The organism is Micromonospora sp. NPDC048842, assembly GCF_040649935.1.
Taxonomy (GTDB): Bacteria; Actinomycetota; Actinomycetes; order Mycobacteriales; family Micromonosporaceae; genus Micromonospora; species Micromonospora hortensis.
In genome coordinates, this window is sequence record NZ_JBEZGK010000035.1 from 1 (window position 1) to 15,679 (window position 15,679).

A 15,679-nucleotide genomic window follows, 5' to 3' on the forward strand; every position below is an offset into this window, starting at 1 on the left:
GTCTTAGAGTGACCACCCTCTATACCGGAGCTCCGCTGCTTTACGCCTCAGACACGCCTTGACGATCCGCCCAACCGCTTAACTGAACGGCGTTGCTTCTAGCTGTCGGCGACGAACACGCCCTGCCCCTGCTGACCGTGATCGAGACAAGGCGGCAGATCCGCTTCGAGTTTCTGGCCGTTCTTGCCGCCGGATCCCCAGGCGCGAACGTAGACGGCCCGGCGGTAGAAACCGTCGACCTGTCAGGCGTGCGCGGGCGGGTCGAGGAGGTCACGAGCGCCCTGCTGGAGCAGGTCGGCGGCGACGGAGGTCCCGAGGGTGATCGGATCCGCCGCCCATTCGTGTACGTCGAGCACTGTCTTACCGTCAACGCTGATCACCCTCGCCCGTAGGCCGAGGCGTCCGTCGGATTCGGTGCGGGCAAGCGCAGCGATGGGGGAGTGACAGTTCCCCTCCAGGATCCGCAGCATGGTCCGTTCCGCCACGGTCTCCCGCCAGGCCCGTGGGTCGCCGAGGCTGACTGCCAGGTCGCGGGTGCTCATGTCGTCCTCCCGGCACTGCAGGACCAGGGTGCCGGAGCCGACGGCCGGGACCATCGTGTCGACGCCGATCGGGTGGGTGATGCGGGCGGCCTGCCCGATCCGTTCCAGCCCGGAGACCGCGAGCAGCAGTGCGTCGTACCTGTCCCCGGCGTCGAGTTTGGCGAGCCTGCTGTTCGCGTTGCCCCGGATGGCCACCGGCACCAGGCTCGGCCAGTGCAGCGCCAGCTGCGCCACCCGCCGGACGGCGGAGGTGCCGATCCGGGTACCGGAGGGCAGTTGGTCGATCCGCAGCCCGCCCGGGTGCACGAGGCAGTCCCGGACATCGTCACGGGCCAGGTAGGCGGCCATCACCGTGCCGGCCGGTGCCGGCCGGTCTCCGGGGACGTCCTTGACGCAGTGCACAACCAGGTCCACATCCCCGGCGATCAGGGCCGCGTCCACCTCCTTGGTGAACGCCCCCTTGCCGCCCAGGGCAGCCAGGTCACCGTGCCAGCGGTCCCCGCTTGTCGACATCGACAGCACGTCCACTGTGACCTCTGGGTGCCGATCGGCGAGCATCGCGCGGACCCGCTCGACCTGGGCGAGAGCCATCGGAGAGTTGCGGGTGCCGATGCGCAGCAGGCGGGAGTCGGACATACCGGCGAGGGTAGTCCGCTCGCTGTGGGCGTCCGCGACCAGACCGGCCGCCCAGGCCGCGCGCCGTAACTTGACGCCCACATAGCAGATCAGAGCATGATCAGGGCTTCGTCCACAGTGGCGGTGGTTGTCCACAGGACGACGTCGTCACCCACCACCGTCCCGGCCGCCGCCATAGCGTCGCGCTGTGTCGCACGACGAGGAGACAGAGGTACGCCAGCGCCTGCGCCGGCTGACGGAGACGGCCGTCGTGCCACCGCCCCGGCCGGAGGTGCCGCTCGCGGGCGTACCCCCGTCGTCCCTGGTCGGCGCGCTGCCGGCGGACGTGCTGCCCTCCCAGCCCGCCGCGCTGGTCGCGGAGCCGACATCGGACGGCCTTGCGGTCCCGTCCGAGTCGCGGCTGCCCGGCCCCGGTGCGTTCGACCCTGGGCGGCGCGGTGTGCGGGCGTTGGCGGTGGTCGCCGTGGTGGTGGTAGTGGGCGCGGCAGGTTGGGCCTGGCAGGCCCGGCCGCAGTCGGAGCCGGTCGCCCCGCTGGCCAGCGACGCCGCGTCGGCCGCGCCGGCGGGTGACCCGAGCGTGTCCAGCTCCGCCGAGGTGGTGGTGGCGGTCGCGGGCAAGGTCCGAAAACCCGGTCTGGTACGCCTGCCGGCCGGGTCCCGGCTCGCCGACGCGGTGCAGGCGGCCGGCGGCGCGCTCCCGGGGGTCGACGTGGCGCTGCTCAACCCCGCCCGCAAGGTCACCGACGGCGAGCTGATCGTGGTCGGGGTGACGCCACCGCCACCGCCACCGCCGGTGCCGGGCGGCGCGGCCGGGCCTGCGGCGGGCGGCGCGGCACCCGCCACCGGGCCGCTGAACCTCAACACCGCGACGCTGGCGCAGCTCGACGCGCTGCCCGGGGTGGGGCCGGTGCTCGCCCAACGAATCCTCACCCATCGAGACCAGCACGGCGGGTTCAAGTCCGTCGGCGACCTACGCCAGGTCGACGGGATCGGTGATGCCCGTTACGAGCAGCTCAAGGATCTGGTGACGGTGTGAGCGAGTCCTCCGTCGCCGCTGGCCCTTCGCCGGCCGGTAGGGCTCAGCCCGAGCCGCTGGCCGGGCCGGCTCAGAGCACGCCACTGGTTGGCCGGGCCCGGCCCGAGCCGCCGGATCTGCGACTGGCTGGGCTCGCGGTGGCGGCCTGGCTGACGGCGCTCGCCGGCCTGCACCTCGGCAGCCGCACCACGCTGCTGGTGACGGGTACGGCAGCCGGGCTGACGGCAATTGGTGCCGTGCACCTGCTCGGCCGCCTCGGCAGTCCCCGAGCCGTGGTGCGGCGCTACGGGTGGGTCGCCGTGGCGGTCGGCCTCGGTGTGGTCTGCGGTGGTGCGGCTACCGCCGCCCAGCTCGCCGTCCGCGACGCGCCGGCGATCCGTGCCCTCGCCGAGCAACGCGCTCCGATCACCGCCGACCTGGTCGTCCGGGACGATCCGCGCCCGATCCGGAGCGCCGGGCGGCCGGGGATGCTGCTGGTGTCGTCCGAGCTGGTCCGGCTCACCGGCCCGGATGGTCGACGGATCCACGCATCGGTGCGGCTGCTCGTCCTGGCGACCGACCCGGCGTGGCGGGGGCTGTTACCCGGGCAGCGCCTCACCGTCGACGGCCGGCTCGGCGTTCCGCGGGGCGGCGACCTCACCGCGGCGGTGCTCAGCACCAACGGTCCACCGGAGCGGCACGGCGCGCCGTCCTGGGCGCAGCGCGCCGCCGGGACGCTGCGTACCGGCCTGCAACGGGCCTGCGCGCCGCTGCCCGACGACCCCGGCGGGCTGCTGCCCGGTCTGGTGGTGGGTGATACCAGCCGACTTCCACCCGCCGTCGAGGCGGACTTCCAGGCCACCGGGATGACACATCTCAACGCGGTCTCCGGCTCCAACGTCGCGATCGTGGTGGGTGCGGTGCTGTTACTGGCCCGCTGGTCGCGTGCCGGCCCGTGGCTCGCCGCGGCGCTGTGTGCGGTGGCGCTGGTGGGGTTCGTCATCCTGGTCCGCCCGTCACCGAGCGTCGTACGGGCCGCCACGATGGGAGCGATCGGGCTCGCCGCGCTCGCCGCCGGTCGACCTCGGGCGGCGCTGCCCGCGCTGGCCGCCGCCGTGACAGTGCTGGTGCTCGTCGACCCCGAGTTGGCCGGGGACCCCGGGTTCGCCCTCTCCGTGCTGGCCACCGGTGGCCTGCTGCTGCTGGCGCCGCGCTGGCGGGACGGATTGCGTCGGCGAGGCGTCCCGCCAGGGCTGGCCGAGGCGCTGGCCGTGCCGGCGGCCGCCCAACTCGCCTGCGGCCCGGTCGTCGCCGGGATCTCCGGCACTGTGAGCCTGGTGGCGGTGCCGGCAAACCTGCTGGCGGTGCCGGCCATCGCGCCTGCGACAGTGCTGGGCGTGCTGGCGGCCATGGTCTCGCCGATCTGGCCAGCCGGCGCCGAGTTCGTCGCGTGGCTGGCGAGTTGGCCGGCCTGGTGGCTGGTGGTCATCGCCCGCCACGGTGCTCGACTGCCAGGTGGCACCCTGCCGTGGCCGGGCGGGGTGCCCGGTGCCCTGCTGCTGACCGGGCTGACCGTCGCGCTGCTGATCGCTGTTCGCCGGCCACTCGTACGCCGGCTGGTGGCGGTGGTCGGGGTCGCCGCCGTGTTGGGTGCCCTGCCGGTCCGGCTGGTGGCTGCCGGCTGGCCGCCCGCCGGGTGGGTGGTGGTGGCCTGCGCGGTGGGGCAGGGCGACGCCCTGGTGCTCCCGGTCGACCCCGGCCGGGCCGTGGTGGTGGACGCCGGGCCGGAACCGGGTGCGGTGGACGGCTGCCTACGTCGGCTCGGCGTACGGGAGGTGCCCCTGCTGGTGATCAGTCACTTTCACGCGGACCACGTGGGCGGGGTGGCCGGGGTGTTCCGGGGACGGCGGGTGGGTGCCGTGTTGACGCCGTCGTCCACCGACCCGGAGAGCGGCCGGGACCTGGTTCGAGCGGCGGCCACCGGGGGGCGGGCCGCGCTGCTCACCACGGTGGCTGGCGCTCGCCACCCCGTGGGCGAGGTCGACCTGCTGGTGCTCGGCCCGCCGTACCCGCTGGCCGGGACCAGGTCCGATCCGAACAACAACTCGCTGGTGCTGCGCGCCACGGTGGCCGGGGTACGGATCCTGTTAGCCGGCGACGCGGAGACCGAGGAGCAGCACGCGCTGCTGGCGCGGGCGGCCCCCGGCCAGTTACGGGCGGACGTGTTGAAGGTCGCGCACCACGGGTCGGCGTATCAGGATCCGGGGTTCCTCGACGCGGTGCGGCCGACGGTGGCGCTCGTGCCGGTGGGCACGGGCAACACCTACGGGCACCCGAGTCCGGCGCTACTCGCCCAACTGGGCAGGGGCGGGGTGCGGGTGCTGCGCACCGACACGGATGGCGACGTGGCGGCGGTCCGAACGGGCGACGGTCTGGCGGTAGCCCGGCGAGGTGTGCCCGCAGGCCGGCAGCCCTGACCCGCGGGCGGACGGCCCTGACCCGCGCGGACGGCTCTGACCTGCGCGGACGGCTCTGACCTGCGCTGGCTGTTCTCGGTCACTGATCGACTCGGTTCCGCTGAACCCGGCGTATCACCGTGGTCCGACACCGCGGTCTCCTGATGGCGCATGTAGCAAGTAGGAACGCCGTTGCGTAAGACAGACTGCTGTTCGTCAATCCCACACTGCCCCGTCGATCATGGACTTATGGTGGGCGACAAAGGCCACCTTAAGGCGCAAAACAGGCACCACAACTCCATGATCGACAGGTAACCCCCGACCCCGCCCGCGATCTTGCAGTTGCTGTCGCGGCATGGAGGGCATTCCAGGCGTATGGGCGACCGAAAGTGCAAGATCGGGGAGATCGCGGACGCTGCGGCGTGGGTCATGAGGCGCGGGCGACTTGCGGATTAAGCGGGGAATTGAGTTGGATGTCTGGATTTGCGCTGTGTGCGGGCTGCGCCGATCAAGCAGCGAATGAGCAGGCACGATCCCGCCGCAGGCCGTGCGAATATGGGCGGCGTGACCCCCGCCAGCCTCGCCCCCATTCTGCTCGTCCTCGGTGACGAGGAACTGCTCGCCACGCGCGCGGTCACCGAAGCTGTCGCGAAGGTTCGCAGTGTCGACCCCGAGGTGGACGTCCGCGAGTACCAGGCCAGCGCGCTCACCGTCGGCGAGATCGCCGAGATGCTCAGCCCCTCGCTGTTCGGCGGGCGGCGGCTGTTGATCCTGCGTTCCGGCCAGGACGCCCGCAAGGACCTGGTCGCCGCGCTGTTGGCGTACGCGAAGAATCCCGACCCGGAGGTCCAGCTGCTGGTGCTGCACCTGGGCGGTGCCAAGGGCAAGGCGTTCGCCGACGGTCTGCGGGCGGCCGGCGCGACTGTCGTCCCGGCCGCCAAGCTCAAGGGGCACCGCGACCGGGTGGCCTTCGTCCGCGACGAGATCCGCCGGGCCGGCGGAAAGTGCACCGACGACGCCGCCGAGGCGCTCATCGCGGCGGTCGGCAACGACCTGCGTGAGCTGGCCGCCGCCTGTTCCCAACTGGTCGCCGACACCGATGGGCGAATCAGCGCCGAGACGGTCTCCCGTTACTACCGGGGCCGGGTCGAGGTGACCGGCTTCACGGTGGCGGACGCCACAATGGTCGGCGACGTGCCGGCGGCGCTGGAGGCACTGCGCTGGGCCCTGCACGTCGGGGTCGACCCGGTGCCCATCGCCGACGCCCTGGCCGACGGGGTACGCACTGTGGCCCGGGTGGCGTCGGCCGGGCGGGGTAGCGCGTACCAGCTCGCCAGCAGCCTCGGAATGCCCGCCTGGAAGATCGAGCGGGCGCAGCGGCAGGGGCGGGGCTGGACGCCGGAGGGCCTGGTCCGGGCCATGCAGGTCGCCGCCGAGTGCAACGCGGCCGTCAAGGGCGGCTCCGACGACAGGGCGTACGCCCTGGAGCGTGCGGTCTTCTCGGTCGCGGCGGCCCGGCAGGGCAGCACCAGGTGACGGGGGCGAACCGCCCAGCGTGGGCCACCATTCCCGTGGACGAGGAGCGCTACCGGCCGCTCTACGCCCGGCTGCTCGGCCTGCGGTTCGTCAACCCCGGCGGCGTGCTGTGCTTCCTCTTTTTCGAGGGTGCCATCGCTCTGGCGGTGCTGCTCGCCCTCGCCGAGCTGGTCAGCTGGTGGGCGGTGCTGGTGCTGCCGGTCGTGGTGGCCGCCATGGTGAAGCTCAACGACATGGTGGCCGCGATCGTGGTCCGCTCCGCCGCGCTCGTGCCCGAGCAGGAGCGGGACCGGTTTCGCCGGCAGATGGAACCGGTGGTCGGCCGAGCCCGGGTGGAGTGGGTCTCGCACAGCGTTCCCGGCGTGGTGATCACCGCCGATCCGGTGCCACCGCCCCGACGGGCCAACCCCTCAGACTGACCGCCGACCCGTCAGAGCCCACGCCCAGGGACGGCCGGCGGGAGAAACGCTGCCCGCATCCCGCACAGAACGGCCGGCCCGCAGAGAACGGCCGCCCGGATGAACACGGCCGGCCTCTGGACACACGGAAACCCCGGGCCTGGGGCCCGGGGTTTTCCGAATCAGTCTGACGGTTAAGTCGTCAGGCGGAGAGCGACACCACGCGCTTCGCGATCGCGGACTTGCGGTTCGCGGCCTGGTTGGAGTGGATCACGCCCTTGCTGACGGCCTTGTCCAGCTTGCGCGAGGCGTCCAGCATGAGCGCGGTCGCCTTCTCGACGTCACCGGCCTCGGCAGCCTCGTGGAACTTCCGGACGGCGGTCTTCAGCGACGACTTGACCGACTTGTTGCGCAGCCGGGCCTTCTCGTTCTGCCGGTTGCGCTTGATCTGGGACTTGATGTTCGCCACGCGACAGCCTCGTCTTGATAGCTCGGGTTGGTCAGCTTATTGCGCGTGATGACGAACGTGCGTCATCGCTGCGCGAAGAGCCAGGTTACCAGGTCGCCCGGGACGAGCCAAAACGGCTCGGCCTTCGCGCGGACGGACCCGGCCCGTCGGGGACCAGGTTACGCCCTCGAACACGGCGGCGGCCCACCGCCGGCCCTGGCGGCAGGCCGGTACGCGTGACCGGGAGTCCGGGCCGCTTCAGGCTGGTCAGCCGTCACCGCCAGCCCTGGCGGCGGGCCAGCCAGTCGAGCGACTGCTCGCCGCTCCACCGCTGGTGGGCGGGCAGGTGCGGCGAGGCCGTCGGCGGTGCCGCCGCCGCGCCGGTCAGGTAGTAGCCGGCCAACGCGGCCAGTGTCGCGTCCAACGCGTCCGCTGGCGCGCCGGCGGCGGCCGGGTGCGCGGCGAAGAGCCGGTCCGCGTCCAGCCCGCTGGCGTACGCGGTGAGCAGCAGGCCGGCCAGGTCGAACCAGGCCGGCCCGGAGCAGACCCAGGTCCAGTCGCAGAACCAGGCTCGGCCGTCCGTGCCGATCAGCACGTTGTCGACCCGCAGGTCGCCGTGGATCAGGCCGGTCGCGCCGACGGCGTACCGGGGGAGGAGGGACTCCAACTCCACCAGCTCGGGCAGCCGGCCCACCAGCGGCGCGGGCAGTGGTGGGGTCGGTTCCCGACCGGCGGCGACCTCCTCCCACCAGAGGATGTCCGACCGGGCCAGGTCGGCCAGGTGCGGCAGGTCGAGCGCTGTCAGCTCGGCCGGCGGGTCGGCCAGGGCGGCGGCGATGCGCGCGTACCCGGCGAGGGTGGCGTCCAACTCGGCGGGCACCCAGGGCAGGTGCGGTGTGTGCCCGTCGACCGCGTCGGTGCAGAGCACGAACCAGCCGGCCGCGGAGAGGGTCCACCGGGGGCGGGGCGCCGGCAGGTCGGCCGGCAGCCGGTCGAGGATCGCTGCCTCCCGGGCGTACCAGTCGACCAGATGCGGTTGCTCGGCGGCGGGTGCGGCCTTGACGAAGGCTTGACCACCGTCGGCGGTGTCGAGCACGGCGGCGAACCCGCGGGTGAAGCCCGCGCCCGCGATCCGGGCGGTGACCACCGGCGCGCCGAGCCGGTCGGCGACCGCGGTCCGCAGCGCCGCCGGCAACGCCGGCCACGACGGGCGCAGGGCACTCGCGTGGTACGGCACCGGCGGCAGCAGGGGAGGGGACATCCCACCATGCTGCCCCGGGGTACGTGCGCGACGCACGGCGACACTGCCAGACTGCCAAGCCATGAGGACCGAGGACTTCTGGAAGCTGATCGACGAGGCGCGGGCCGGCGGCGGGGGTGAACCCGGCCCGGTCGCCGCGCGGGCCGTGGCGTTGCTCGCGGAGCGCGACCCGGAGGACATCATCGGGTACGCGCGGCACCAGACGCGGGTGCTGGCCGCCTCGCACAAGGCGGATCTGTGGGGTGCGGCGTACCTGATCAACGGTGGTGCCTCGGCTGAGGGCTTCGAACACTTCCGGGGCTGGCTGATGACCCAGGGGCGGGCCGTCTTCGCCGGTGCGGTCGCCGAACCGGACTCGCTGGCCGAACTGCCCCAGGTGCGGGCAGCCTCGCTCAGCGGCGAGGAGTTCTCCGCCGAGCAGATGCTCTCGGTGCCCTGGGACGCGTACCGCAAGGCCACCGCCACCGAACTGCCGGCGGACCGCGACCCGGTGCGGACGCCGGATCTCAACGACTTCTGGGACTTCGACGACGAGGACGAGGCGCGTCGCCGGCTGCCCCGGCTGGCCGCGCTCTTCGTCGAGCCGCCGATGGAGTGAGGGGTCCTCGGGCCGTTCCATCGCCCGCGCAGTGGGCGCACCCCGGCGGCGTGGGAACATAGAGGGGGTCGGCGGCGCGCCGGCCTGTTCACGTCAGCCGACCAGAACGGACCGCTGTGCCACCGAAGCTCGATCCCGGCGCGAACGCCCCTGGTGCCACCGACCCCGGTCGCATCCGGAACTTCGGCATCATCGCCCACATCGACCACGGGAAGTCGACCCTGGCCGACCGGATGTTGCAGCTCACCGGTGTGGTCGACCCGCGGCAGATGCGCGCGCAGTACCTGGACCGGATGGACATCGAGCGCGAGCGCGGCATCACCATCAAGAGCCAGGCCGTCCGCATGCCGTGGACCATCCGCGAGGGTGAGCGGGCTGGTGAGCAAGCGGTGCTCAACATGATCGACACCCCGGGGCACGTGGACTTCACCTACGAGGTGTCGCGGTCGTTGGCTGCCTGCGAGGGTGCCGTGCTGCTTGTCGACGCCGCGCAGGGCATCGAGGCGCAGACCCTGGCCAACCTCTACCTGGCTCTCGAGAACGACCTGCGCATCATCCCGGTGCTCAACAAGATCGACCTGCCGGCCGCGCAGCCGGAGAAGTACGCCGAGGAGCTGGCCCACCTGATCGGCGGTGATCCCGCGGACTGCATCCGGGTCTCCGGCAAGACCGGCGAGGGCGTTCCGTACCTCCTCGACGAGATCGTCCGGCAGTTCATCCCACCGGTCGGTGACGCGGTGGCGCCCGCCCGGGCGATGATCTTCGATTCGGTGTACGACGTCTACCGCGGCGTCGTCACGTACGTCCGGGTCATCGACGGCCGGATCAGCGCCCGCGACCGGATCAAGATGATGTCCACCGGTGCTGTGCACGAGCTGCTGGAGATCGGTGTCATCTCACCCGAGATGGTCAAGGCTGAGGCGCTCGGCGTCGGCGAGGTCGGCTACCTGATCACCGGTGTGAAGGACGTCCGGCAGTCCCGGGTCGGTGACACGGTCACCATCAACACTCGGCCGGCGGCCGAGGCGTTGGGTGGCTACAAGGACCCGAAGCCGATGGTCTACTCCGGCCTCTACCCGATCGACGGGTCCGACTACCCCAACCTGCGCGAGGCGTTGGACAAGCTCAAGCTCAACGACGCCGCCCTGGACTACGAGCCGGAGACCTCCGGCGCGCTCGGGTTCGGCTTCCGCTGCGGCTTCCTCGGCCTGCTTCACCTGGAGATCATCCGGGAGCGGCTGGAGCGCGAGTACAACCTCGACCTGATCTCCACCGCGCCGAACGTCGTCTACCGGGCGATCACTGACGACGGCGAGGAGATCGTCGTCACCAACCCGAGCGAGTACCCCACCGGCAAGATCGCCGAGGTGTACGAGCCGGTGGTCCGGGCCACAGTGTTGACGCCCAACGACTACGTGGGCGCGGTCATGGAGCTCTGCCAGGGCCGTCGCGGCAACCTGCTCGGCATGGACTACCTCTCCGCCGACCGGGTGGAGCTGCGCTACACGCTGCCCCTCGCGGAGATCATCTACGACTTCTTCGACCAGCTGAAGAGCCGTACCAAGGGCTACGCCTCGCTCGACTACGAGCCCACCACCGAGCAGGCGTCCGACCTGGTGAAGGTGGACATCCTGCTGCACGGCGAGCCGGTGGACGCGTTCAGCGCCATCGTGCACAAGGACAAGGCGTACAACTACGGCGTCACCATCGCCGCCAAGCTGCGCACCCTGATCCCGCGCCAGCAGTTCGAGGTACCCATCCAGGCGGCCATCGGCAGCCGGGTCATCGCCCGGGAGACCATCCGGGCGATCCGCAAGGACGTGCTCGCCAAGTGCTACGGCGGCGACATCAGCCGTAAGCGCAAGCTGCTGGAGAAGCAGAAGGAAGGCAAGAAGCGGATGAAGATGGTCGGCCGGGTCGAGGTGCCGCAGGAGGCCTTCATCGCCGCCCTCTCCTCCGACTCCGGCGACGGCAAGGCCGCCGGCAAGAAGTAGTTCGCGCCGCCGTACGCGCCCGGGTGCCACCCGCACCCGGGCGCGTCGCGTTTCCGCGCACTTCGCCCGCACTGCCCCCCGTCGGGTCTGGCGGGCCGCCGAGACTGCCGGCCGAGCGCGCCCGTGTGGGGCGTGTGACCGCCGGGCGCGGAAAATTTTCTGTCGCTGTGCTGGGGCCGGCGGGTCGACGACATGGCCTCCTACCTGTGTGGACGTACTTACGCGCCAACCGACGCACCTCGAAAACATTGACGAGTGGCGTTGTCGATTGAGGTGAGTCGGTTTGGGCTTTCGGTGGCTCGGGCACTTAGCCGTCACGACAGGAAGCACACACCTCGTGTGTCACACATTCTTTGAAGGAGGGCGACCGTGGAGTTCACCGTGTGGGGCATCATCACTGCGATCGTTGTCGGTCTCATCGTCGGCGCGCTCGGCCGGCTGGTCGTCCCGGGCCGGCAGAACATGCCGATCTGGCTGCACATGCTGATCGGTATCGGCGCGGCCCTGCTGGGCACCGTCCTGGCGCGGGCCATCGGCATCGCGACCGAGACGAGCGGCATCGACTGGGGCGAGCTGCTGGTGCAGGTCGTGGTGGCCGCGATCGCTGTCGCGCTGGTGGCCGGTGTGGGTGGCCGCCGCCGCGTGACCCGGTAACACCACAGCACCAACTCGTACCACCGCGACACCTCCGATGGGCGTCCGACCGACAGGTCGGGCGCCCATCGGTGTTATGCCCGCCGCGAGGGCCGTCGCCGCGTCCTGCTCGACGTTCCCGGCGGGCTGGAACCCAGTGATCGACTCGGTTTTGGTGATGTCGCGGTGTCCCGGTCGGTCCAATGCCGCGGATTCAATGACCTCGTGTTGATCATGCGCCGACGGCTCGGCGGCTCGGCGGCTCGGCGGCCCGGCGGCCCGGCGGCTGGTGGGAGCGCTGTGGAACGTGTCCCTGTCGGCCAAGTCGTGATCGTTTGGTGAGTGAAGTCGGTTTGGATTTTCGGTGGGTAGGGCAATTAACGGTCACGACAGGAAGCACACGAACCGTGTGTCAGACATTCTTGAAGGAGGGTGGCCGTGGAGCTCACCGTGTGGGGCATCATCACTGCGATCGTTGTTGGTCTCATCGTCGGCGCGCTCGGCCGCCTGGTCGTCCCGGGTCGGCAGAACATGCCGATCTGGCTGCACCTGCTGATCGGTGTCGGCGCCGCGCTGCTGGGCACCGTCCTGGCGCGGGCCATCGGCATCGCGACCGAGACGAGCGGCATCGACTGGGGCGAGCTGCTGGTGCAGGTCGTGGTGGCCGCGATCGCTGTCGCGCTGGTGGCCGGTGTGGGTCGCCGCCGCAGCGTCACCCGATAACGACCCGGCATCATCTGGCGACACAGCACCACTGCTGGAACAGCACGACTGGAAAGGGCGCCCGGCCGAGAGCCGGGCGCTCTTTCGTGCTGGTAGGCCCGACTTTGGCCGGATGTTGGAGTGCCGGTCGTCGGGCCGCTGCGGTACGGTCGCCACGCTTCGGCCAGTCCCGCCCACTGTCGTAAAGGAATTCTCCGTACTAGGGTGCGGCGGAGAAGGTTAGTTCCAAGCGGCGCGAGGGGAGAAGTGGCGTGAACAGGTGGAAGCGGCTGGCCCCGGTCACCGCCATAGTGGCCTCGGCCGCGATGGTGCTGACCGGCTGTGGGGGCTCCAGCGACGATGCGGCCGACGACAGCAAGCTCACGGTCTGGATGATGGGCGAGGGCGGGGACGCGCAGAACTCCTTCCTCGACGGGGTCGAGGCCGAGTTCCGCCAGAAGCACCCCGACACCGATGTGGTCGTGCAGTACATCCCCTGGCTGGAGGCGCCCAAGAAGTTCCAGGCGGCGCTCGCCGGCGGTGAGGGGCCGGACATCACCGAGCTGGGCAACACCGAGACTCAGGGTTGGGCCGCCCAGGAGGCGCTCGCCGACGTGAGTGGTCGGATGGGCGGCTGGGCCGACGGCAAGGATCTGCTGCCCGACCTGGTGCGCAACGCTCAGCTCGACGGCAAGCAGTACGGCGTGCCCTGGTACGCCGGTGTGCGCGCCATCTACTACCGCACCGACTGGTTCGCCGAGGCCGGCGTGCAGCCCCCGAAGAACTGGGACGAGCTGGTCACAGTGGCCAAGGCCGTACAGGCGAAGAAGAAGGGCACCTACGGCATCGCGCTGCCCGGAAACTCCGAGCTGCCCTTCTACTCCTTCCTCTGGGGTGCCGGCGGCGAGATCGCCAGCAACCAGGGCGGCACCTGGAAGTCCGGCTACACCACGCCGGAGGCGCAGCGGGCCGTCAAGTTCTGGACCGACCTGGTGACAGTGCACAAGGTCGCCCCGCCGGCGGCGGCGGGTTGGAACGAGATCGACGCGCGTACCCAGTTCGCCACCGGCAAGGCCGCGATGGCCTTCGCCGGCAGCTGGCAGCAGGGCGCCATCAAGAAGGACAACCCCGAGATCGAGAAGGTCTGGGGCACGTTCCCGATCCCCGGCCCGGATGGCAAGGCGGCGCCCGGTTTCGCGGGCGGCTCGGACGTGGCGATCTGGAAGGACAGCGAGCGGCAGGACCTGGCCTGGGACTACCTGACCGTGCTGCTGAACAAGAAGAACGCACAGAGCTTCGCGAGCAGCCTCGGCTTCTTCCCGGTTTACAAGGACCTGGTCTCCGGTGACGCGTACGCGAACGACAAGGTGATGGCGTCGTTCGCCACCACGATGCAGAACACCAAGCTCACGCCGCTCACCCCGAAGTGGGTGGAGGTCAGCCGGACGAAGACGGTGACCCAGGCGATGAACAGCTCGGTCATGAAGGGTCAGAAGACGGTCGAGAAGGCTACCGCCGACGCGGCCGGTGAGATGGAAGGCATTTTGAACAGCAAGTGAGCTCACAGACCAAAAACCCGGAGACGGCCGCTGCGCGGGAGACCCCCGCGCGGCGGCCTCGCCGGGTGGACCGCCTGCCCTACCTGCTGCTCCTGCCCGCTCTGCTGATCATCGGGGTGCTGCTGCTCTGGCCGCTCGGCCAGGTGGTGGTGATGTCCTTCTACCGGCTGAACAGCGTCCGGCAACTGCGCGGCGATCGGGAGTGGCCGTGGGTGGGGTTCGGCAACTACGTCGACATCCTCTCCGACCCGTTCTTCCTGACCGTGCTGCGCAACACGGTTCTGTTCGCCGCGGCCAACGTGCTGCTCACCATGGTGCTCGGCACCCTGGTGGGGCTGCTGCTCAACCGGCTCGGTCGCAAGATGGCGACGTTCGTGGCCAGCTGCGTGATGCTCGCCTGGGCGACGCCGGCGCTGACCGGCACCATCGTCTGGAAGTGGATCTTCGATGACACGAGCGGCCTCGTGACGTGGTTGTTCAACGCGTTGCCGGACGGTCTCTCGAACAGCCTGTTCGGGCGCAGCGACTGGACCGGCTACGGCTGGTTCAACTCGCCACTGCTCTTCTTCGCCATCCTCACCCTGGTGGTGGTCTGGCACTCGTTCCCGTTCATCGCGGTGAGCGTGCTGGCCGGTCTGAAGAGCGTGCCGAGTGAGCTGCACGAGGCGGCCCGGGTGGACGGCGCCAGCCCGTGGCGGGTCTTCTGGAAGATCACTTTCCCGTTGCTGCGCCCGGTCTTCGGGATCCTGATCGTGCTCTCCACGATCTGGGACTTCAAGGTCTTCACCCAGCAGTTCGTGCTGGCCGGCGGCACCCAGGACCGGCCGACGTTCATGCTCGCCATCTACTCGTACGCCGAAGCCTTCTCCCCGCCGCCCAAGTACGGGCTCGGCGCGGCCATCGCGGTCATCCTCACGCTGATCCTGCTCGTGGTCACCGGCTTCTACGTACGGATGGTGCTCAGGCAGGAGGACGAGTCGTGAAGAAAATCGCCCTCAACGGCGCCGGGCTGCTGGTCGCGCTCTTCGCGGCGTTCCCGGTCTACTGGATGATCTCCACCTCGCTGAAGCCGAGCAACGAGATCTTCTCAGCCACCCCGCAGCCGGTGCCGACTCATCCGACGTTGGCGCACTATCGGGAGATCCTGACCGGCAACCTGATCCCCGGCGTCAGCTTCCTCGACTTCTTCCTCAACAGTGCGTTGGTAGCTGTCTCGACCGTGGTGCTCAGCGGTCTGGTGGCGTTGCTCGCCGCGACCGCTGTGGCCCGGTTCCGCTTCAAGCTGCGGACCAGCTTCCTGATCATGCTGCTGGTGGTGCAGATGATCCCGCTGGAGGCGTTGGTCATCCCGCTGTTCCTGATGATCCAGCGGCTCGGGCTCTACAACACCCTGCCCAGCCTGATCCTCACGTACCTTGGCTTCTCGCTGCCGTTCGCGGTCTGGATGCTGCGCGGCTTCGTCGCCGCGGTGCCGAAGGAGTTGGAGGAGGCGGCGGCGATCGACGGAGCCAGCCGGGCCCAGATCTTCCGCCGGGTGCTCTTCCCGCTGGTCGCGCCCGGCCTGGTGGCCACCAGCATCTTCTCCTTCATCACCGCCTGGAACGAGCTGATCTTCGCGCTGACCTTCATCAACGACCAGGGCAGCTACACGCTTCCGGTGGCGATGACCTTCTTCTTCGGTCGGGACGACACCAACTGGGGGCCGGTGATGGCCGCGTCGACCCTGTTCACCCTGCCGGTCATCATCTTCTTCCTGCTGGTGCAGCGTCGGATGGTCTCCGGCCTGGTGGCCGGCGCCGTCAAGGGCTGACCCCGCGTCAGCCCGAGGCCGACGTCGGCCTACGTGCGGGATGTCGACCCCCACGCTGCCGCCCTGCCCAGCCATGGACCGCCACTAGGCT

At 70.5% G+C, this 15,679-nt stretch carries 14 protein-coding genes; 11 read left to right on the forward strand and 3 right to left on the reverse strand.

Annotated elements, in window-relative coordinates; genetic code table 11:
• Nucleotides 1-242 precede the first annotated feature (242 nt).
• On the reverse strand, nucleotides 243-1,178 hold the full coding sequence (gene hemC / locus AB0C19_RS30955) for a hydroxymethylbilane synthase (protein ID WP_357191037.1): 936 nt from the start codon (nucleotides 1,176-1,178) through the stop codon (nucleotides 243-245).
• Between the two features lie 187 nt (nucleotides 1,179-1,365).
• On the opposite strand from hemC, the gene AB0C19_RS30960 reads away from it, so the two are divergent.
• The 4 genes from AB0C19_RS30960 to AB0C19_RS30975 all read left to right on the forward strand — a co-directional run bounded on the left by AB0C19_RS30960 (nucleotide 1,366) and on the right by AB0C19_RS30975 (nucleotide 6,604).
• Nucleotides 1,366-2,214: a ComEA family DNA-binding protein gene (locus tag AB0C19_RS30960; protein ID WP_357191039.1), complete on the forward strand. Its 849-nt coding sequence runs from the start codon at nucleotides 1,366-1,368 to the stop codon at nucleotides 2,212-2,214.
• A gap of 56 nt (nucleotides 2,215-2,270) precedes the next feature.
• Complete coding sequence (locus AB0C19_RS30965) at nucleotides 2,271-4,670, forward strand: ComEC/Rec2 family competence protein (protein WP_357191141.1); 2,400 nt, start codon at nucleotides 2,271-2,273, stop codon at nucleotides 4,668-4,670.
• A 534-nt stretch (nucleotides 4,671-5,204) separates the two neighbouring features.
• Nucleotides 5,205-6,185 carry a DNA polymerase III subunit delta gene (gene holA / locus AB0C19_RS30970; protein ID WP_357191042.1) on the forward strand — a complete coding sequence of 327 codons (981 nt, stop codon included), beginning with the start codon at nucleotides 5,205-5,207 and terminating at the stop codon, nucleotides 6,183-6,185.
• A complete protein-coding gene (locus AB0C19_RS30975) occupies nucleotides 6,182-6,604 on the forward strand; it encodes a hypothetical protein (RefSeq protein WP_091409841.1) in 423 nt (140 codons plus the stop codon). The genes holA and AB0C19_RS30975 overlap by 4 nt, the downstream gene beginning before the upstream one ends.
• 181 nt (nucleotides 6,605-6,785) lie before the next feature.
• On the opposite strand, the gene rpsT is transcribed toward AB0C19_RS30975, so the two are convergent.
• Together rpsT and AB0C19_RS30985 are read right to left on the reverse strand one after the other, a co-directional pair.
• Complete coding sequence (gene rpsT, locus AB0C19_RS30980; protein WP_030491765.1) at nucleotides 6,786-7,052, reverse strand: 30S ribosomal protein S20; 267 nt, start codon at nucleotides 7,050-7,052, stop codon at nucleotides 6,786-6,788.
• A gap of 253 nt (nucleotides 7,053-7,305) precedes the next feature.
• Nucleotides 7,306-8,292, reverse strand: coding sequence for a phosphotransferase (locus AB0C19_RS30985; protein WP_357191045.1), 987 nt, complete (start codon nucleotides 8,290-8,292; stop codon nucleotides 7,306-7,308).
• A 61-nt stretch (nucleotides 8,293-8,353) separates the two neighbouring features.
• Here AB0C19_RS30985 and AB0C19_RS30990 point away from each other — a divergent pair, with 61 nt between their 5' ends.
• The 7 genes from AB0C19_RS30990 (at nucleotide 8,354) to AB0C19_RS31020 (ending at nucleotide 15,588) form a co-directional block, all read left to right on the forward strand.
• Nucleotides 8,354-8,890 (forward strand): DUF4240 domain-containing protein, encoded by a 537-nt coding sequence (locus tag AB0C19_RS30990; protein WP_357191047.1) that lies wholly within the window; start codon nucleotides 8,354-8,356, stop codon nucleotides 8,888-8,890.
• 116 nt (nucleotides 8,891-9,006) lie between these two features.
• Nucleotides 9,007-10,884, forward strand: a complete 1,878-nt coding sequence (gene lepA, locus AB0C19_RS30995) for a translation elongation factor 4 (protein WP_357191050.1) — start codon at nucleotides 9,007-9,009, stop codon at nucleotides 10,882-10,884.
• Between the two features lie 369 nt (nucleotides 10,885-11,253).
• Nucleotides 11,254-11,538 carry a GlsB/YeaQ/YmgE family stress response membrane protein gene (locus AB0C19_RS31000; protein ID WP_091409827.1) on the forward strand — a complete coding sequence of 95 codons (285 nt, stop codon included), beginning with the start codon at nucleotides 11,254-11,256 and terminating at the stop codon, nucleotides 11,536-11,538.
• 417 nt (nucleotides 11,539-11,955) lie between these two features.
• Nucleotides 11,956-12,240, forward strand: coding sequence for a GlsB/YeaQ/YmgE family stress response membrane protein (locus AB0C19_RS31005; RefSeq protein WP_203122726.1), 285 nt, complete (start codon nucleotides 11,956-11,958; stop codon nucleotides 12,238-12,240).
• Nucleotides 12,241-12,491: 251 nt separating this feature from the next.
• Nucleotides 12,492-13,778, forward strand: coding sequence for a sugar ABC transporter substrate-binding protein (locus AB0C19_RS31010; protein ID WP_357191053.1), 1,287 nt, complete (start codon nucleotides 12,492-12,494; stop codon nucleotides 13,776-13,778).
• Nucleotides 13,775-14,761 carry a sugar ABC transporter permease gene (locus tag AB0C19_RS31015; protein WP_357191055.1) on the forward strand — a complete coding sequence of 329 codons (987 nt, stop codon included), beginning with the start codon at nucleotides 13,775-13,777 and terminating at the stop codon, nucleotides 14,759-14,761. Before AB0C19_RS31010 ends, AB0C19_RS31015 begins: the two co-directional genes overlap by 4 nt.
• Complete coding sequence (locus AB0C19_RS31020; RefSeq protein WP_238678492.1) at nucleotides 14,758-15,588, forward strand: carbohydrate ABC transporter permease; 831 nt, start codon at nucleotides 14,758-14,760, stop codon at nucleotides 15,586-15,588. Before AB0C19_RS31015 ends, AB0C19_RS31020 begins: the two co-directional genes overlap by 4 nt.
• Nucleotides 15,589-15,679: the final 91 nt, after the last annotated feature.